The following is an 18,682-nucleotide window of genomic DNA, read 5'->3' as shown; positions in this document are numbered from 1 at the left end:
CGGAACGATGCGCAATCCTCCGCCGCGGTTGCTTTTCCCGCCGATCTGAAATTCATACCCATCATGGACAATTCGATTGGCGGGCAAGTGCTGGTTCGGATCCGCCGGGGCGCCGAGGGGCCATGGCGGACGGCGTGGCGCAAGCTCGGGGCCGACCGGGCTGCCATCATGGCGTTCGGCGTCCTGGTGCTGATCGCTGCCGCTTCGCTGGCAGCCCCTCTCTATGCCCGCTATGTGGCGCAGACCGATCCTTTCGCCACCAACCTCAATGGCGAGATCGTCATAGACGGCCAGACCAGGCAGGTGCTGGAGCCTTCGACCGAAGGCCTTGGCCTGGGGTTCACGCCGCTTGGCCCGACCTGGGATTTCGGACCCTATATGCTGGGCGCCGACAATCAGGGCCGCGACGTTGCCGCACGCCTGCTTTACGGCGGTCGCAATTCGTTGCTGATCGCTGGCGCCGCGGCGTTGATATGCCTTGGCCTGGCGACATTGCTCGGCGTCATCTCCGGCTTTTTCGGCGGTCTGGTCGACATCTTGCTGTCGCGCATTCTCGATGTGCTGTGGGCGTTTCCGATCTTCCTGCTGGCGATTTCGCTGTCGATCGTCCTGATCACCCAAAGCATCACCATTGGCCCGATCGAAATCAGCTCCGGCAGTCTCTGGCTGCCGATCTTCATCATCGGCATCGTCTACGTACCTTACGTCGCCAGGCCCATTCGCGGTCATGTCCTGTCGTTGATGCAGGCCGAGTTCGTCACGGCCGCGATCGGCATTGGTGCGTCGCCTTGGCGTATCCTGCTCTATGATATCCTCCCCAATGTGATCACCCGGGTCATCGTCTTCGTGCCGCTCATCCTGGCGCTGAACATGATGACCGAATCCTCGCTGTCCTTCCTGTCCATCGGCGTGCAGCCTCCCGATGCGAGTTGGGGCACCATCATCCAGGACGGGCAGGGGCTTCTCTATTCACGCCCGATCGTCGCCCTGGCGCCGGGGTTGGCGATCGTCATCACGGTGCTGGCACTGAACATATTGGGCGACGGCGTGCGCGACGCGCTCGACCCGAAGTCGTCGATCAGGGTCGTCTGATGCTGACGGCGCTCATTTCCAGGCTCGGCCAGATGGTGCTGGTGATGTTCGGCATCAGCGTCGTCGCCTTCTTGATCTTTTTCGCCACCCCCGGCGCTGACCCGTCGGCGCGCATCGCCGGGCGCAATGCATCACAGGAAACGCTGGCCCAGGTGCGGCACGATTTCGGCCTCGACCGGCCGCTGCCTGTGCAATACGCGCTGATGATGAAGCGGCTCTTCATCAGCCGCGACCTCACCTCCTTCGTCAATCGCGGCCAGAAGGTCGTTCCAACGGTGCTCGAGGCGATCCCGATCACTCTGTCGCTGGTGCTTGGCGCTGCCGTCTTCTGGCTTCTCGGCGGGCTGATCGTCGGCGTTGTCGCCGGCGCGACGCGCGGTACGTGGCTCGACCGGACGCTGATGATCCTCAGCCTGATCGGCGTGTCGATACCGGTCTTCTGGCTCGGCGAAGTCGCCAATCTGGTCACGCAGAGCCGCTGGCATGACAGCTGGCTGTTCTCATGGGTGCCGCCGCTCGGCTATATCCCTTTCACCGAGGATCCCTGGGGCTGGTTCAAGGCACTTGTCATTCCCTGGTTCACGCTCGCCACGCTCTATATCGGACTTTACGGCCGCGTGCTGCGGGCCTCGATCATCGAGACCATGCAGGAGGATTTCATCCGCACCGCGCGCGCCAAGGGCATCGGCGAGCGGCGGGTGCTGCTGCATCACGGCCTAAGAACCTCGCTCGTCGCCTTCGTCACCATGTTCGGGCTGGATTTTGGCGCCTTGGTCGGCGGCGGCGCCTTGCTGACGGAGGTGGTGTTCGGCCTGCAAGGGGTCGGCAAGCTCACCTACGGCGCCTTGCAGACGCTCGATCTGCCGATGATCCTGGCGACGGTCATCTACGCCTCGTTCTTCGTCGTGATGGCGAATTTCATCGTCGACGTTGCCTTTGTCTTCATCGATCCGAGGGTTAGAGATGCCCATTGACAAGATGCCCCCCGACAGGCCGCTGCTGGTCGTTGAGAATCTGTGCGTCTCGTTCCGCACCGAGGGCGGTGTGGTGCCTGCCGTCAGCGGCGTCTCGTTCTCGCTCGCGCAGCGCGAGATCCTCGGCGTCGTCGGTGAAAGCGGTTCGGGCAAGAGCCAGACCTTGCTCGCCATTCTGGGCTTGATCAGCAGTCCCAACGCCGTCGTCACCGGGTCGGTGCGTTTTCTCGGCCAGGAGTTGCTGGGTCTAAAGCGCCGAGCCCTCGATGCCATTCGCGGCCGGCAGATCGGGATGATCTTCCAGGATCCGATGACGGCGCTGACGCCAGTACATACGATCGGCGACCAGATCATCGAGCAGATCCGCGCGCATGAGCGGCTGTCGCGCGCTACTGCGCGCAAGAGGGCGGTGGACTTGCTCGACGCGGTTGGATTGCCGAGCCCCGACAACGCGGTCGACCGCTATCCTCACCAGTTGTCCGGCGGCATGCGCCAGCGCGCCGTTATCGCCATGGCGCTGTCGTGCAATCCGGCACTGCTGATCGCCGATGAGCCGACAACGGCGCTTGACGTGACGGTGCAGGCGCAAATCCTGGAGCTGATCGGTCGATTGCGTAATGAGTTCGGATCCGCCGTCATCCTGGTCACCCATGACCTCGGCGTGGTCGCCGAAGTCGCCGACCGCGTGCTGGTGATGTATGCCGGGCGCGTTGTCGAGGAGGGCAGCAAGGGGCAGCTCTTCCGCGAGCCGCTTCACCCCTACGCGTGGGGGCTTTTCGGCTCGATCCCGCCGATGCAAGGTCCGCGTCCCGCACGACTGACGGCCATTCCCGGCAGCCCGCCGAAACTGAGCCAGATGCCGCAGGGCTGCGCTTTCGGGCCGCGGTGCACATTCCGCCATGAAGCCTGTGCCACCCAGCCTGCGCTTGCTGGAGCAGGCGGGCACCGGTCGGCTTGCTTTCTTCCGCGGGACGGCCGCCAGGATCTGCGGCCGACGCCGGCTGGCAGAGCCGTGCCGGCATGAGCGAAACCAGGCCGAAACCGCTGGTGCGGACCAGCGATCTGTCGAAACACTATCCGGTCGGGCGCTCGCCCTTTCAACGGCGGGTCGTCCATGCGGTGAAGCAGATCTCGCTCGATATCTTCCCGGGCGAGACGCTTGGCATCGTCGGCGAATCCGGCTGCGGAAAATCGACGCTGGGGCGCTGCCTCGTCCGGCTCACGGAAATCACCTCCGGGTCACTGGAATTCGAAGGCCGCGATATCACCAAAGCCTCGCAACGGCAGCTTCGGCCGATACGCCGCCAGATGCAGATGGTGTTTCAGGATCCCGCCGCTTCGCTCAACCCGCGCCGCCGCGTCGGCGACCTGCTGGCGGACCCGTTCCGCGTGCATGAAAGACTGTCGCGATCGGAAATGGCGGATCGCGTCGAGGAATTGCTGGTCCGCGTCGAACTGCTTCCCGAGCATGCCCAGCGCTTTCCGCATGAATTCTCCGGCGGACAGCGCCAGCGGATCGGCATCGCCCGCGCGCTGGCGCTGCGGCCGCGGCTGATCGTTGCCGACGAACCGGTGTCGGCGTTGGACGTGTCGATCCAGGCGCAGATCATCAACCTGCTTTGCGACCTGCGCGACGAGTTCAATCTGACCTATGTGTTCATCGCCCACGATCTCTCGGTGGTCAGGCAGTTCTCATCGCGGGTGGCGGTGATGTATATGGGTTCGATCGTCGAAACGGGCCCTGTCGACGCTGTCTTTTCAATGCCACGGCATCACTACACGATAGCGCTTCGCTCGGCAGTGCCGGTACCCGACGTCGACAACCGGCCAGGCCAGCGGATCATGCTCAAGGGCGATCTGCCGAGCCCGCTCGACCCGCCGTCAGGCTGCCGCTTCCACACGCGTTGCGTGGCGGCGACTTCGGTCTGCCGCCACGAGCGTCCGGTACTTTCGCTCGTCGACAAGAATCACTTCGTCGCCTGCCACCATCCGAGGGCGGGCTAATCTAGGCTCTCGTCAGAAGCGGTAGCGCAGGCTGGCGAACAGTGAGCGGCCTTCGTCGCGGTAGCAATAGCCGGCCGAGCAGATGGTCTTCTGGCTGTCGAACAGGTTCTTGGCGTTGACCTGCAGCTTGACGCCTTCCAACTTCGGATTGCGATAGCCGAAATCATAGGAGAGCGAGGCGTCGACGAAGGCGCGGGCGCTGTTCTTGAACGTGTTGGTGTCGTCGCCATAGCTCGAGCCGGCGACGCGCACGCCCGTGCCCAGCCCCAGCCCTTCCAGCGTGCCATTCTCGAACTGATAGTGGCCCCACAGCGACAGGATGTGGTTCGGCGTCGCTGATAGCTCCTTGCCATCGGTTCCTTCGGCGCCCTGCTCGATCCTGACGCGAAGATACGTATAGGAAGCGATGAAGCTGAAGCCGTTGTCGAGCGAGGCATTGGCTTCCAGTTCAACGCCACGCGAGTTCAGGTCGAGCTGGCGCTGCTTGTTGATGCCGGTCGAGGCGTCGAAGACGACGCCGTCCTTCTGGTCGATGTCGAACAGCGCGGCGCTGACGGTCGCATTGTAGTTCGGGATATCGTATTTGACGCCGATCTCCTTCTGCGTGGCAATCGTCGGGCGGGCGACGCGGCCGACAGGGCTGGTAACGTCGTCATAGACGAAGCCGATGTTGGGCGAGAACGAGGTCGAATAATTGACATAGGGCGTGATGCCCCATTCGGTCTGGTAGGACAGGCCGAGACGGCCGGAAAAGGCGCTGTCCTTCTGCTTCGACGTGCTGTAGTCGGCCGCTGTGGAGGTCGTGTCTACCCAGTCGTAGCGGCCGCTGGTGAACAGGGTGAAGTCATTCCACTCCATCTGGTCGTGCAGATAGACGCCGAGCTGGTTCATCTGCTGTCCGCCGGAGTGGGGAACCGGCATCGCCTTGATATCGTCGACCGAGACATAGGACAGACCGCTGCCGGCATCGTAGTCCGACCAGGCATAGTCGACGCCGCCGACGGCGGTGTGCCTGACCGCGCCGGTGTCGAACTCGAACTGCGCCATGTTGTCGACGACGAAGTTCTTCATGGTCTCGGTGTAGTGGCCCCAGTAGCGCTTCAGGTCGGCGCCGTCCGGATAGTGGCCGCTGTACTCGATGTCGCTGTCGACGGCGTTGTAGCGCAGGTTCTGGCGCACCGTCAGCACATCGCTGAAACGGTGCTCGAACTCGTAGCCGATGCGGCCCTGGGTCTGGTCGAAATCGTTCCAGGCCGGATCGCCCTCATAGACGTCGGACAGCACGCCATAGCCTGAATTGTAGAAGGCGGCCGTGCCACCGGCGACCGATTTCGAATATTCGCCAAGAATGGTGAGCTTGGTGTCCTCGTCCGGCTTGAAAGTGACGGCCGGCGCCAGATAGATCTTGTCGTCGGGATAGCCCGACAATTCGGTATCGCTTTTGCGGCCGAGGCTGGTGAAGCGATAGAGGATTGTGCCGTCTTCGTTCACGGGCCCGGAGGCGTCAAGGGCTGCCTGAAACCGGTTGTGCTCGCCGGCGAGCAGTTCGATCTCTCGATAGGGCTCATCCTTGGGGCGCTTGGTGACGACGTTGACGATGCCGCCGGGACCGCTGACGCCGTAGAGCGACGATGCCGGGCCTTTCAGGATGGTGACGCCCTCGATGCCGTAGGGCTCGGTCTTGAACCAGGCCGAGGGGCCGTTGTACTGGCGCAGCCCATCGCGGAACATACCGTTGTAGAAGGCCTGGAAGCCGCGCAGGAAAAACGCGTCGTAGCGGGTGTCGAAACCGAAGCTGTTGGGATTGGCGCTGGCGGTGTAGCCGAGCGTTTCGTTCAGCGTGCGCGGCTTCTGGTCCTCGATCTGCTTCTGCGTCACCACCGAAATGGCCTGCGGAATCCTGGCGAGCGGTGTGTCGGTCTTGGTGCCGATGCGGTCCTTCTTAGCGACATAGCCATCCTGCTTCAGGATTTCATTACTCTGCGCGGTGACCTCGATGTTGCCGAGCATGGTGGACGTTTCGCTGTCCTGCGCATGTGCAGCGCCGGACTGGCCGAGCATTGCCGCGCTGCCCAGCAATGAGATCCACAGGCGCCATGTCGTCAGCCTTGTTCGCATCAACTCGTCTCCACCGTCTCATGCTTGATTGCGTCCCCGCGTTCTCAAATATGAGTATAGGAGTCAAGTATTTTTCTCCGCAGCGGCCCAGGCTGACATGGGCTGTTGCAGGGCGGCACCGCTGACGGATGCGACCGATCGGTTTTGAGTTTCTGGGGCGGCGGCTTTACCGTCTGTCCTGGTCAGCCGGTCTTGGCGTCGGCCAGCCCGAAGCCGCCGACAGGATGGGTTTCGACCTGGAATTCAAAGCCGGCGATGAACGGCCGGGCCTTGGCGATCGTCGCCTGGACTTCCGGAAGCTGCAGCGATGCCTTGTGACTTTCGGCGTCGATCCACACTTCGGTGACCCAGATAGCATCGGCATCCGCGGGGTCGCGGGCGATGATGTAGTTGAGGCAACCCGGCAGGGCGCCGGTGCTGGCGCGCAGGAGGTCGATGACCGCGTCACGCTGGCCGCGCGCCGCCCGCATCTTGCCGATCAGTCCGTACATTCCGTTGTCTCCGTTTGAGGTTGTCGACAAGAACATGCAGATAGCCAGTATGCCGATAGCCGCTCAAGGCATCAACTGGCCGCCATTCACCTCGATCACCTGGCCGGTGATGTAGCCGCTCAAAAGATCGGAAGAGAGGAACAGATAGGCGCCGACGCAATCCTCAGCCGTGCCGGCACGCCCCTGCGGAATGGTGGCGATCATGCCTTTCATCTGGTCGTCGGTCGAATAGCGCTCGTGGAACGGCGTCAGAATGGTGCCGGGCGCCACCGCGTTGACGCGGATGCCGAAGCCGATCAGCTCCTTGGCCATGCCGCGCGTCACATTGGAGACGAATGCCTTGGCCGAGCCGTAAAGTCCGGCGCCGCCGCCCGCTCCATTGCGCGCGGCGATCGACGAGGTGTTGACGATGAAGCCGCCCTGTTTCTTCAGCCACGGGATCGCCCTGCGCGAGGCGGTCAATACCGAACGCGCATTGAGGTCCATCACCGCGTCGTAATGCGCTTCGGTCTGCTCTGCGTAGGGCACGCGGCCAAGCATGCCGCCGGCATTGTTGACCAGCCCGTCGAGGCGGCCGAAATACTGCGCGCTCTCCTCGACGACGTGTTCGACATCGGCGGCAACGGAGAAATCGCCCTGGACGAGAAACACCTCGCCGCCCTTGTCGGCGATCGTCAACCCGAGCCTTTCGGCGGCGTCGCGGCTCGAATTGTAGTGCAGCGCCACCTTGCATTTCTGCGCTGCATAAGCCAGCGCGAGCGCCGCGCCGATGCCGGTCGACGCACCGGTGACCAGCACCGCCTTGCCGGCGAGATCGGGTATGCTGAGTGTGGTGGCTGGCACGGTTCTTCCTCCGGGATGTCTGCCTGCCCTTCGTAGGCCCTTGCCACCCCGGTGTTCAAGCCTCACGGGCGCAGATAGGCGTAACCCTGGCCTTGCAATTCGGCGAGTTTGACGACGCCACCCTTGTCGGCGGCATGGAACCCGGCGAGCAGGTCGGCGAGCGAAATATCCATGCCTTGCATGGTGTTGGCGCAGGCATGGGGTTCCAGCCCCTGTTGCACCAGGCCGGCGAAGCGCCCGGAGATCGCGGCCGATATGCCTTTCGACTTGAAGGCTGCCAAGGCAGGGCCATGCACGACCAGCACGATGTCGACATTGCCGCCGGTGCCATCATAGTGGTTCTTGATGTTGCCGAGCACGAAATTGACCTTGTCGGTGTCGCTCAAGTGGTAGGCGACCTTCTGCCTTGTGGGCTCGGTGGTGGCTGCCTGCACCGCCCGCAGACCAAGAACCGTTCCAGTTCCGGCAAGAATCGCGCGGAACATATCGCGCCGGCGCATGGCATCCTCCCCCGCTTGGCGGCTCACCGCGAATTGCGCGACTCCAGCCGCAATACTAGCATAAATTGACGTTGCGTCCTGTCGATGCGGAGGAGAGATCACATGGCGTTCAGGACAGGAGAATGGAAGACAGTCGCCGGCGCCGGGTTTGGCGCGGCGCTGCTTGGCGTGCTTGCCGGATCGGCCTCCGCTGACGATGCGCTCAAGCTCACCGAACTCAGTCCCAACCACACTGATGCCTGTTTCGGCCGCGTCTATGATACGGCGCATCTAAAGGCGCACCCGAAGCAGAAGGTGGCGCGGATCTTCTTCTACTACGGCCATGATCCGGTCAGCCGGCCGAATGAAGAGCCGACCGTGAATTCCGACACATCCTACAATGCCTTCATCGCCACCACCGTGCGCGGCGCCAAGGCGCCGGAATGGGCCGGCGGCTGGTGCAATCATGTGTCGGAGGACGGCAAGACAGACCCCATCCATTGCGGTATGGAGTGCGACCGGACGCTTGCATCGCTGAAGGTCGACGACAAGGGCCGGCTGCTCCTCTCGGATCTGCAGCCCGACATCTATCTCGATGCCGATTCGGAAGAGGAGTTGGGCGCAGCGGAATATGACAGGCAGGCGCTGGGTTCTGAGGACGACAATTTCCGCCTCGACCCAATGCCGGCCGCGACCTGCAAGGCGGAGTTCGCACGCATCGATCCAGTCGACCCCGCGCTTGGGCCGCCTCTGCGCGAACGGCTGAAGCCGGACCAGGCGTTCTGCTATGGGCGCGACTACGATGCAGCGCATCTCGGCTCGCATCCCGATCAACTGACGCAGTCGATCCGGGTTTTCCGCGGCCCGGTAGAACTGGCGTCCTTCGCCTCGGGCAGTGACGCCGCCAACTGGCCAGACGGTGCCGACATTGCCGTTACCGTCACCACGCGGCAGAAATCGGCGGAGGTGACGCAGACCTATTCCTGCCAGGGCGAGGCCGACCAGTGGCGCTGTGCGGCAAGTTCGAAGATGAGCGACTTCTCCTGCGACATCGCGCAGAAGGAGATTTTCCTCAAGCGCGGCGCCGACGGCACCATGATGCTGGCCAATCCCAACAGCGCACTCGCGATCGTCGATCTGTGCTCGAAGGCCGCCGACGGCAAGACCAAGTCGGACGACAAGGTCTATAGGCTGCAGCCGATGCCGCAATCGGCCTGCGCGCCTTGAGTTCGGACTTGTCTACGTCGTCATGAAGGGATATATCTTTGCTATATCTCATTCGAGGATAGCATGATGGACAAGGCAAAAGTGTTCTGGTCGGGCCGGTCACAAGCTGTGCGTCTGCCCAAGGAGTTCCGTTTCGAAACAGATGAGGTTTCGATTCGCCGTCACGGGCAAACCGTCATCCTGGAACCGCTTGCGCAGGATTGGGCGTGGCTCGACCAAGTGATCGGACCGCTTGATAATGATTTCGCCGAGGCAGCGCTGGAACGTCAGGACGGCCAGGATCGACCCGCCTTGGATGACGTCTTCAAGTGATCTACCTGCTCGACACCAATGCCATTATCGCGGTTATCAAGGGCGATGAGGGTCTGCTGACATTACTCAAACAGCGCACGCCGCAGGACTTTGCCCTCTCGGCGATAGTGGTGCACGAATTGTACTATGGTGCTGAAAAGAGCCAGCGAAGGCCCGAAAATTTGGCACGCATAGAAGCTCTGCAGTTCCCCGTCCTCGAATTTGACCGGGAAGACGCGAGACATGCCGGCGAGATTCGGGCAACGCTTGCGACGTTGGGAACTCCGATCGGTCCCTACGATGCGTTGATCGGCGGGCAGGCGCGCGCTCGAAACCTCACACTGATGACCCGCAATGTCCGGGAATTCGAGCGTATCAAAGATCTCTCAATCGAGACCTGGTGAACCGCCTCACGCGAACGGCACCGCCGTCGTGCCCTTGGGCAGCTTGGCTTCGTCGTCGGGCTCGACGTGGATGGTGACCCGCACGGAGGGGATTTCGGCCTTCAGGGCGTCCTCGATGCGGTCGCAGATGACATGGCTGGCGCCGACCGACATGTCGGCATCGACGACCAGATGGAATTCGATGAAGGTGGCGCGGCCGGCGATGCGGGTCTTGAGGTCATGCACCTCGATCGCACCCTTGCAATTGGCCGAGATGACGTCGCGGATGCGCATGTGCTCTTGCGTGTCTACGGCGCGATCCATCAGGCCGTTCATCGACGAGCCAATGACATGCCAGCCCTGCCACAGGATGTTCAGCGCCACGAGGACGGCAAGTGCTGGATCGAGAATCTGCCAGCCGGTCAGGACCGCACCGACCAGGCCGCCGAAGACACCGATCGAGGTGACCACGTCGGTCATGATATGGTTGCCGTCGGCGACCAGCGCCGGTGACTTCTCCGCCCTGCCGGCGCGGATCAGCGTCCACGCCCAGAAGGCATTGATAACGGTAGCGACGCCGTTGACGGAAAGACCTTCCCAGGGCTGTTCGAGCGGTGCCGGGGTCTGCCAGGAGCGCCAGACCTCGTTGAGGATCAAAAGTGCGGCGAGAACGATCAGCACGCCTTCCAGCACCGCCGAGAAATACTCCGCCTTGTGGTGGCCGAAGGGATGGTCCTGGTCGGCCGGCCTGTAGCTGACCTGGATCGCCCAGAAAGCGGCGATCGACGCAATGACGTTGACGATCGATTCCAGCGCGTCCGAATAGAGCGCGACCGAGCCGGTGACGTACCAGGCGACGAGCTTCAAGCCGAGCACGATTGCCGCAATGATGATCGACCAGAACGCAAGGTTGGCGACCTTGCGCTTCGCGGCCGCCTTGGCCGCGATCGCCATTGTGTCCTCGGTTTCGGCCATGATTGTCAGGCGGCCTTTTCCTTGGCCTTGCGCGGCAGGTGGGCGACTATGTTCTCGATGATGCGCATCCCGGCATTGTGGCCGAGCGTCATGATCGATTCCGGGTGGAACTGCACCGCCGCGATCGGTTCCTTGCGGTGTTCGAAGGCCATGATGACGCCATCTTCGGTTTCCGCCGTGACGATGAAATCGTCGGGCAGCCGCACCGGGTCGGCAAAGATCGAGTGATAGCGGCCGACGGTGACTTCCTTGGGCAGGCCGGAGAAGATGATGCCGGGCTTGGAGACGCGGATGCGCGACGGCTTGCCGTGCATCGGTATGTGCAGTTGCCGCAGTTCGCCGCCATAGGCCTCGGCCAGGGCTTGCAGGCCGAGGCAGACGCCGAAGATCGGCAGGTCGCGGGTGCGGGCTCGTCTGATGGTTGCGGCGCAATCGAAGTCCTTCGGCGTGCCCGGTCCTGGCGACAGCACGACGAGGTCGGGCTTCAGCCGGTCGAACACTTCCTCCGGCACCGGCGTGCGCACGGTCGAGACATTGGCTCCGGTCTGGCGGAAATAATTGGCCAGCGTGTGGACGAACGAGTCCTCGTGGTCGACAAGCAGGATGTTGACGCCGTCGCCAACGCGCGCGGTCGTGCGCTCGGTGCTGGCGGAATTGCCTGTCTTGGCGTCGCGAATGGCGGAGAGCATGGCGGATGCCTTCAGTTCGGTTTCGGCCTCTTCTTCCTCGGGAACGCTGTCGAAGAGTAATGTGGCGCCGGCGCGCACTTCGGCAATGCCGTCCTTGATGCGGATGGTGCGAAGCGTGAGGCCGGTGTTCATGTCGCCGTTGAAATTGACCATGCCGATCGCGCCACCATACCAGGCGCGCGGGCTCTTTTCGTTCTGTTCGATGAAGCGCATGGCCCACAGTTTCGGCGCGCCGGTGACGGTGACCGCCCAGGCATGCGACAGAAACGCGTCGAAGGCATCCATGCCTTCGCGCAGCCGACCTTCGATGTGATCGACGGTGTGGATCAGGCGCGAATACATCTCGATCTGGCGGCGGCCGATAACGCGCACCGAACCCGGCTCGCAGACCCGCGACTTGTCGTTGCGGTCGACGTCCGAGCACATGGTCAGTTCGGATTCGTCCTTCTTGGAGTTCAGCAGTTTCAGGATCTGCTCGGAGTCGGAGATGGCATCGTCGCCGCGCTTGATGGTGCCCGAGATCGGGCAGGTCTCGACACGGCGGCCGTTGACGCGCACGAACATTTCGGGCGAGGCGCCGATCAGATATTCGCCTTCGCCCAGATTGATGAAGAAGGAATAGGGCGAGGGGTTGATCGACTTCAGTTTGCGCGAAATCTCGGATGGCTGCGTCTCGCAGCGCTCGTAGAACATCTGTCCGGGGACGACCTCGAACAGGTCGCCGCGCTTGAAACTGTCCATCGCCTTGCGCACCAGATTGGCGTATTCGCCGGGCTCATGGTCGCCGCGCGGCGGGATGCGGTCGGGGCTCTTGAACGGCTCGGCGATTTCGTCGCGCGGCAATCCTTCCGTCGAAAACCCGTCGCCGGCATAGTCGTAGCGGTCGGTCCAGGCCTTAGCCGAATAATGGTCGACGACCAGGATCTCATCGGGCAGGAACAGCACCAGGTCGCGTTGATTTTGCTTGCGCTCGAGCTTGTAGTCGACCGGGTCGAACTGGAAGGCGAGGTCGTAGCCGAAAGCACCGTAGAGACCGAGATTGGCGTCTTCCTCGGTCTTGAACAAGGCAGTGATGGCGCGCAGGACGGTGAACACCGAAGGAACGCGGCTGCGCTCCTCCTCGGTGAAGACGCGGCCGGGCTTGGCGACGTCGAGGCGGATGAGCTTTTTCGATGTCTCGGTGATGGTGACGTCGGCGAGCCCACCCAGCGCGTTGCCGATGACCGGTAACAGCGCTTCGCCACGGCGGTTCAGCGCCTCAATGCGCATGGCGCGGCCGCGTGCCGAGATGACCAGCGGCGGATCGATGATGGCGGTGTCCCAGCGCGTGTAGCGACCGGGATATTCGTAGTTCGAGGAAAACACGGCGCCGCGGCGCGAATTCAGGCCGTCGACGTAAGCGTCGATCGCGCCCGCATAGGGCCGGTCGTGGCGCTCGCGGGTGATGGTCACGCCACCCGCGGTCACGAAACTTTCCGCCCCGTTATCCAGAACCTTCATCGTCATTGCCGTCTCCATCAGCTTATTTGGGGCAACGGACCCGGGAATGGCTTGGAAAAAACAAATGGCCGCCCGGACTTTCCGTTGCGGCCACCCTCTCTTTTCACGCGCACGTGTTCGAACAGGCCGCAGTCAGCAGGCCCACCACCAAATGGTCTTGGTCGAACGCATGTTCATGGCGAAATCCATAGCTGCGAAAGGGAGGTTACGCAACAGGTTTGAAAAGCCTGTCCGGTGGCCGCAGCTTCTGCATCTCATGGCACATCGCCAGAGCCGACAGCGCGGCCTAGATTGTTCATCCAACAGCAGGAACATGGGAAACACCGATGACCAAGCAAATCGAGCGCGCGCGCACGTTCCATTCCCTCCACCTCAAGGGAAACCCAATCGTCCTCTACAATGCATGGGATCCGGGCTCGGCCAAGATCGTCGAGAAAGCAGGCGCCAAGGCGATCGCCACCGGAAGCTGGCCGGTGGCGGCCGCGTTCGGATACGCCGATGGCGAGAAGATCCCGCTGGAGCTGGCACTCGACAACATCAGGCGCATCGTCGGGTCGGTCGACTTGCCGGTGACCATGGACCTTGAAGGCGGTTATGGCGTCGACCCGGACATCGTCGCCCGCACCGTGACGCTTGCCTTGCAGGCCGGTGCCGTCGGTTTCAATTTCGAGGATCAGATTGTCGGCGGCACTGGCCTGCATGATATGGCCGTGCAGGTGAAACGCATCGAAGCCGCGGCGGCTGCCGTCAAGGCCTCCGGCATCCCGGCCTTCCTCAACGCCCGAACCGACATCTTCCTCAAGGCCAAGCCGGATGCGCACGACAAGGCGCTGCTCGATCAGGCGATCGAACGGGCGCGGGCCTATGAAAAGGCCGGAGCGAGCGGCTTTTTCGCGCCGGGTCTTGGCGATGAGGGCCTCATCGAGGCACTCTGCAAGGCAATCGCGTTGCCGGTCAACATCATCGCGCTGGCGCATGTGCCGCAGCGTCAGCGGCTGGCCGAACTCGGCGTCGCCCGCATCAGTCACGGGCCGGTGCCCTACCGGCAGATGGCAGAATGGCTGGAGGCGAAGGCGCGGCAGGCCATTTCTGGCTAATAGTCCTGCATAGGGTAGCCAGTTGGGCAAGGGCGGAAGCCCGCGCCTCTGTCATCCACGGGCGAAGCGGACGCGCAGACCCCTGGAGCTGCTCCGCAGCCCAAGGGATCCATGCCGCGACCTTCGCCGTTGGGTACCACGGAGCAGAATTCTCAATCGATGCGGGCTTAGATGTAACGGCATGGCAACTGTGTTCATGCGAATGCTTTTTTGTCTCGGATGATAGCGTTGAGGACGACGAGGAGCTTCCTTGCGACGGCAATGATGGCCAGCTTCTTTGACCCTGATCGGGCTGCGATGGCGCTGTAGAAAGCTCGGAAGCGCTCACAGGCTCGGATGGCGCCCAGCGCTGCCATGTAAAGGGCACGACGCACGCGCGATCGGCCACCCTGGATCTGGCTCCTGCGATTGAGCTTGCCGCTCTTGTTGTCGAAAGGGGCAAGGCCGGCGAGTGCCGCGATTGACTTGGGTGAACGCAGGCCGAGCTCGGGCAGGTGCGCCAGCAGAGAGAATGCGGTGACCTTGGAGACGCCGGGTACGGAGATCATCAGCGCGTTGTCGCGGGCAGTATCCTCGGCTTGACGAATGGCCTCGGCGATCTGCCCCTCGATCCCCTTGATGCGTGTGTTGAAGTTGGCGATCAGCTCTTCGAGTTCGGCGATGACGATCTCGTCGAAGGCCTCGGTGCGAAGCTTCTTCAACTTTGCCCTGATATCGACCAGTTGGTCACGGTGGCGGGCAAGCGATTGAAGGTGTTCACCTTCTTCGCGCGGTGCCGGCTCGGCTTCGGGGTGATAGCGACGGCCGTAGCCGCTCAGCATCCTGGCGTCGAGACGATCGGTCTTGGCGCGCCGTCTCGTCGACTTCGCATAGTGGTGAGTGTGTGCCGGATTGTGCCGCGAGAAGGCGACGCCTGCCTTGGCCAGCGCATGGCGCAGCAGCCGGTCATGAACGCCCGTCGCCTCCATGACCACAAAATCTCGGCCGGGGTGAAGACCTGCCACATAGGCAGCGATCACATCGGCTTGGTTGTCGATGCGCTGGCAATGCCCGCTTGTCTCATCAAAAAAATCGAGCCACTGCTTTGAGATATCGCAGCCGACATAGTTCTGCATTATCATGTCCATGCCTCTTCCTGTGGTGCGGGGTCTGCAGCTAACAGCCCCGTGCAACTGTTCAGGTTGATGGTCACCGGTGGGAAGGGATCGAGCCATGCCACGGCCTGTCCTCGAAAGGACGACCAGGATCCTCTCGGTCTCCTTCCCACCTCAACCATAGCATGGCAACAACACACAGGATTCTAGGGTCTGCGCCGCGTCGCTTCGCTCCTTGCTCCGCCCTAGAATGACGAAGTTTTCTCAGTCCTCCAGCGTCCCTGATCGGGCATCGGCGCTCTTCCTGTCGCCGACCAGTTTCAGAAGATCTTCGCCGGCGCGGATGATGCGGCGCGAGCGGCGGGTCAGGATGACGCCGTCTTGCGGTGCGAAGACCTCCGTGCGGCCATCGGCTTCGCCTGGTGCATGGACGATGGTGGCGAGGCGCGCGCCTTTGGCGACACGGTCGCCGGGCTTCACGTCATAGAGCACGGCACCGGCTCGGGGCGCCGGCATCATGTCGATGTTCTCCAGCGGCGCGACGACCCCTTTGAACGAGCCAGGCGCGGGCAGCGTGGCATCGGCGATCACGCCGCGCGCCACCAGCAGCCGGTATAGCCCTTCGGCGTCGGAGGCGGCCAAGGAGCCGTCGACATCGAGGATGCCGCGATATTCGACCGTGGTGGCGACGCGGCGGTCGAGCTTGGCCACATCATCGGGAACGTTTTGGTAGGGCATGATCGAGGCGCCTTCGAAGGTGCCATCGGTGTCCTCGCTCCACAGCACGACCGCATCGACGCCCATGGCGGCCGCACAATCGGCCATTGCCGGCCACAGGCTGGTGTGGACGTAGAGATAGGCGAGGCCTTCGTCGTCGCAGTGCAGGTCGAGCACGATGTCATGGCCAAGCGACAGTTGCACCAGCCGGGTCTTCAGCCGCTGGTCGGCCGTGCCAAGTGCGGTGTCGTGCAAGAGGGCTATGTCTGGCGCGGCGAGCAGCGGAAAGCCGCGGTTGAAATTGGTGCGCGTGCCCAGATGGAAGCGGCCTTGATGCTCGCCGAAATGATACTGCGCCCGGCCGATCGGGTTGGCCCAGGGCACGATGGTGAGGTTGCCCTTGATGCGACCCTCGGCCTCCGCCTTGTTGAGCGTCGGCATCAGCGCGTCGATGGCGACGACGCCCGGCAATTCACCGGCATGGAGAGCTGCCTGCAGATAGGCCGAAGGGGCAGCCTTGTCCGCGCCCGCAAAGCGGAACAGCGGGAATTCGTAGGAAACGCCCTCGCTCTCGCCAGCGATGCGTTCGATCGATTTTTGCATGACTTCCTCCATCAAGAGCATGAGACATGCCTTTTTGAGGGTGCCGATGTCGATTGGTCCAGCCGGCCGCGCTATGGGCGCAAGAGGTAACTCTGCGGAGCCTCAGCGACGGTGACCGCCAGCAGGGCAAGTGTTGCGCCATGGCCGAAGGCGGTGAAGACGCGTGCGGCCACATCCAGCAATTCAGAAAAAGAAGGGCCTTATGGGTTGCCGCAGGCGCTCTCAAACCAGCGGCTTCAACTCCTGGGCAATGGTCGGCAGCAATTCCGAGACATTGGGATGGATGTGCACGGCGCGCGCGAGCGTGTCGACGGGCGCCTTGGCGTACATCAGGTCAAGCACGCAATGCACCGCCTCGTCGCCGCCGGGGCCGAGCACCGAGCAGCCGAGGATTTCCCTGGTGTCTGCATCGACCAGGATCTTCATGAAGCCTTGCGTCTCGCCCTTTTCAACAGCGCGACCGACGCGGGTCATCGGCCGCTGGCCGATCAGTGCGCGGCGGCCGGATTTCTTCACCGCGGCCTCGCTCATCCCGCAGCGGCCGAGCGGCGGGTCGATGTAGAGCGCATAAGCTTCGATGCGGTCGCTGACCTTGCGCGGATCGTTGTCGAGCAGGTTGGCGGCGACGATCTCGTAGTCGTTGTAGGAGGTGTGGGTGAAGGCACCCTTGCCGTTGCAGTCGCCCATCGCCCAGATACCGGGCACGCTGGTGCGCAGCTGGTCGTCGACAATGACGAAGCCGCGCCGGTCGACCTCGACGCCTGCTCTATCGAGGCCGAGGTCGTCGGTGTTGGGCGTCCTACCCAGAGCCAGCAGCACATGCGATCCGACCGCCGGCGGTTTGCCGGCCGAGAAGGTCACCGCGATGTCCTTGCCCTGCTTGGCGAAGCTGATGTCGTCGGCACCGACATGGACTGTAATGTCTTCGTTTTCGAGGATCGACAGGATGGCGGCCGAGACATCCTCGTCCTCGCGGCCGGTCAGGCGGGGGCTCTTCTCGATGACGGTGACTTCGCTGCCGAAGCGGCGGAACATCTGCGCGAATTCGAGCGAGACATAGCTGCCGCCGACGACGACGAGATGGCGCGGCAGCACGTCGAGATCCATCATCGACGAATTGGTCAGATAGTCGATGTCGTGAATGCCGGGCAAATCCGGCACCGAGGCGCGGCCGCCGGTGTTGAGGAAGATTTTTTCGGCGGTCAGAAGCTCGTTGCCGACGCGCACCGTGTTGGAGGATTCGAAACGCGCATGGCCACGGTAGAGCGTGCAGCCCTTCATTCCGCCTATCCAACTCTCCAGATTGCTGCGGGCGTCGATCGTCACCTTGTCCTTGCGCGCCTTGATCCTGGCATAGTCGACGCCGACGGGGCCGCCGAGCGTGACGCCATAGTCGGCCGCACGCCGCGCCAGCTGCGCGGCATAGGCACTGGCGACCATGGTCTTGGTCGGCATGCAGCCGGTGTTGACGCAGGTGCCGCCGACCAGCTTGCGCTCGATCAGCGCCACGCTCATGCCGGCTTCCGTCAGTTGGCCCGCCAATGGCGGCCCGGCCTGTCCGGCGCCGATGACGATAGCGTCGAACGTCTTGGCCGTCATGCCACCGCCGCCACGATCAGGAGGCCGCCGATGATCGCCACCGCATCCTCGATGAAGGCGGCGGGCGGATCCTTGCCGAAGGCGGCGGCGAGCCGGCCGCGCGCCTCGGCGCCGCCCAGCGTGCCGATGACCGCGCCGATGGCGCCGGCGATCAGGCCGCCGATGGTGGCGCCGCCTGTCGCGCCGATGACCGCGCCGGTGAAGGCACCCATGATGATGCGGGCGCCGAATTGCTGCGGTACCTTGCGGCTTGGCGTCGACGGCAATTGGTCGGTGACCATCTCGACGATGGCCAGGATGGTGAAAATGCCGACGGCCGCCCATTGGCTCATGAAGCTCGCCCAGGTGCCGGCAACCGGCAGCCAGCCGAGCCAGGCGCCCCAGGCGACGGCGGCTGGCGCGGTCATGGCGCGAAGACCGGCAATGACGCCGATCAGGAGTGCGAGAATATAGAGCATTGTTGATCCCCTCGATCTCTCCGGCAAGAGCAGGCTAGCATAGGTCCG

The 18,682-nt window shown here is 63.1% G+C and carries 18 protein-coding genes; 8 read left to right on the top strand and 10 right to left on the bottom strand.

Going from position 1 to position 18,682, the window contains the following annotated elements:
• Window positions 1–63: 63 nt before the first annotated feature.
• Genes NKJ89_RS15365 through NKJ89_RS15350 form a run of 4 tightly spaced genes read left to right on the top strand, consistent with a single transcriptional unit; the run spans window position 64 to window position 4,070 of the window.
• Complete coding sequence (locus NKJ89_RS15365) at window positions 64–1,092, top strand: ABC transporter permease (protein ID WP_352603564.1); 1,029 nt, start codon at window positions 64–66, stop codon at window positions 1,090–1,092.
• On the top strand, window positions 1,092–2,066 hold the full coding sequence (locus NKJ89_RS15360) for an ABC transporter permease (protein WP_352603562.1): 975 nt from the start codon (window positions 1,092–1,094) through the stop codon (window positions 2,064–2,066). Before NKJ89_RS15365 ends, NKJ89_RS15360 begins: the two co-directional genes overlap by 1 nt.
• A gap of 4 nt (window positions 2,067–2,070) precedes the next feature.
• A complete protein-coding gene (locus NKJ89_RS15355; RefSeq protein ID WP_352603630.1) occupies window positions 2,071–3,090 on the top strand; it encodes an ABC transporter ATP-binding protein in 1,020 nt (339 codons plus the stop codon).
• On the top strand, window positions 3,087–4,070 hold the full coding sequence (locus NKJ89_RS15350; protein WP_352603560.1) for an ABC transporter ATP-binding protein: 984 nt from the start codon (window positions 3,087–3,089) through the stop codon (window positions 4,068–4,070). The genes NKJ89_RS15355 and NKJ89_RS15350 overlap by 4 nt, the downstream gene beginning before the upstream one ends.
• 12 nt (window positions 4,071–4,082) lie before the next feature.
• Here the strand turns inward: NKJ89_RS15350 and NKJ89_RS15345 are convergent, their stop codons facing one another.
• The 4 genes from NKJ89_RS15345 to NKJ89_RS15330 form a co-directional block, all read right to left on the bottom strand.
• Window positions 4,083–6,188, bottom strand: a complete 2,106-nt coding sequence (locus NKJ89_RS15345; RefSeq protein WP_352603558.1) for a TonB-dependent siderophore receptor — start codon at window positions 6,186–6,188, stop codon at window positions 4,083–4,085.
• A 182-nt stretch (window positions 6,189–6,370) separates the two neighbouring features.
• Window positions 6,371–6,679 (bottom strand): putative quinol monooxygenase, encoded by a 309-nt coding sequence (locus NKJ89_RS15340; protein WP_023760663.1) that lies wholly within the window; start codon window positions 6,677–6,679, stop codon window positions 6,371–6,373.
• A 63-nt stretch (window positions 6,680–6,742) separates the two neighbouring features.
• The gene (locus NKJ89_RS15335) at window positions 6,743–7,522 is read right to left on the bottom strand and encodes an SDR family NAD(P)-dependent oxidoreductase (RefSeq protein ID WP_352603556.1); all 780 of its coding nucleotides are present in this window, start codon (window positions 7,520–7,522) and stop codon (window positions 6,743–6,745) included.
• Window positions 7,523–7,584: 62 nt separating this feature from the next.
• Entirely contained in the window at window positions 7,585–8,022 is a 438-nt protein-coding gene (locus tag NKJ89_RS15330) for a DsrE family protein (protein WP_352603554.1), read from the bottom strand.
• A gap of 102 nt (window positions 8,023–8,124) precedes the next feature.
• Here NKJ89_RS15330 and NKJ89_RS15325 point away from each other — a divergent pair, with 102 nt between their 5' ends.
• The 3 genes from NKJ89_RS15325 to NKJ89_RS15315 all read left to right on the top strand — a co-directional run bounded on the left by NKJ89_RS15325 (window position 8,125) and on the right by NKJ89_RS15315 (window position 9,923).
• Window positions 8,125–9,228: a hypothetical protein gene (locus tag NKJ89_RS15325; protein WP_352603552.1), complete on the top strand. Its 1,104-nt coding sequence runs from the start codon at window positions 8,125–8,127 to the stop codon at window positions 9,226–9,228.
• A gap of 66 nt (window positions 9,229–9,294) precedes the next feature.
• The gene (locus tag NKJ89_RS15320; protein WP_023760667.1) at window positions 9,295–9,540 is read left to right on the top strand and encodes an antitoxin; all 246 of its coding nucleotides are present in this window, start codon (window positions 9,295–9,297) and stop codon (window positions 9,538–9,540) included.
• The gene (locus NKJ89_RS15315; protein WP_352603550.1) at window positions 9,537–9,923 is read left to right on the top strand and encodes a type II toxin-antitoxin system VapC family toxin; all 387 of its coding nucleotides are present in this window, start codon (window positions 9,537–9,539) and stop codon (window positions 9,921–9,923) included. The genes NKJ89_RS15320 and NKJ89_RS15315 overlap by 4 nt, the downstream gene beginning before the upstream one ends.
• Window positions 9,924–9,929: 6 nt before the next feature.
• Here the strand turns inward: NKJ89_RS15315 and NKJ89_RS15310 are convergent, their stop codons facing one another.
• Window positions 9,930–10,877: a cation diffusion facilitator family transporter gene (locus tag NKJ89_RS15310; RefSeq protein WP_023760669.1), complete on the bottom strand. Its 948-nt coding sequence runs from the start codon at window positions 10,875–10,877 to the stop codon at window positions 9,930–9,932.
• 5 nt (window positions 10,878–10,882) lie between these two features.
• Window positions 10,883–13,072, bottom strand: a complete 2,190-nt coding sequence (locus NKJ89_RS15305) for an anthranilate synthase (protein ID WP_352603548.1) — start codon at window positions 13,070–13,072, stop codon at window positions 10,883–10,885.
• Window positions 13,073–13,392: 320 nt separating this feature from the next.
• On the opposite strand from NKJ89_RS15305, the gene NKJ89_RS15300 reads away from it, so the two are divergent.
• Window positions 13,393–14,163: an isocitrate lyase/PEP mutase family protein gene (locus NKJ89_RS15300; RefSeq protein ID WP_352603546.1), complete on the top strand. Its 771-nt coding sequence runs from the start codon at window positions 13,393–13,395 to the stop codon at window positions 14,161–14,163.
• Window positions 14,164–14,357: 194 nt separating this feature from the next.
• Here the strand turns inward: NKJ89_RS15300 and NKJ89_RS15295 are convergent, their stop codons facing one another.
• The 4 genes from NKJ89_RS15295 to NKJ89_RS15280 all read right to left on the bottom strand — a co-directional run bounded on the left by NKJ89_RS15295 (window position 14,358) and on the right by NKJ89_RS15280 (window position 18,634).
• Entirely contained in the window at window positions 14,358–15,290 is a 933-nt protein-coding gene (locus NKJ89_RS15295) for an IS110 family RNA-guided transposase (RefSeq protein ID WP_352603544.1), read from the bottom strand.
• A gap of 231 nt (window positions 15,291–15,521) precedes the next feature.
• Entirely contained in the window at window positions 15,522–16,577 is a 1,056-nt protein-coding gene (locus tag NKJ89_RS15290) for a M14 family metallopeptidase (protein WP_352603542.1), read from the bottom strand.
• 222 nt (window positions 16,578–16,799) lie between these two features.
• Entirely contained in the window at window positions 16,800–18,176 is a 1,377-nt protein-coding gene (locus NKJ89_RS15285; protein ID WP_352603540.1) for an FAD-containing oxidoreductase, read from the bottom strand.
• Entirely contained in the window at window positions 18,173–18,634 is a 462-nt protein-coding gene (locus NKJ89_RS15280; RefSeq protein WP_352603538.1) for a DUF4126 domain-containing protein, read from the bottom strand. Before NKJ89_RS15280 ends, NKJ89_RS15285 begins: the two co-directional genes overlap by 4 nt.
• Window positions 18,635–18,682: the final 48 nt, after the last annotated feature.

Source organism: Mesorhizobium sp. M0047, assembly GCF_040323315.1.
Taxonomy (GTDB): Bacteria; Pseudomonadota; Alphaproteobacteria; order Rhizobiales; family Rhizobiaceae; genus Mesorhizobium.
The sequence above is the reverse complement of the archived record's forward strand: the minus strand, read 5'-3'. Positions and strand labels throughout refer to the sequence as shown.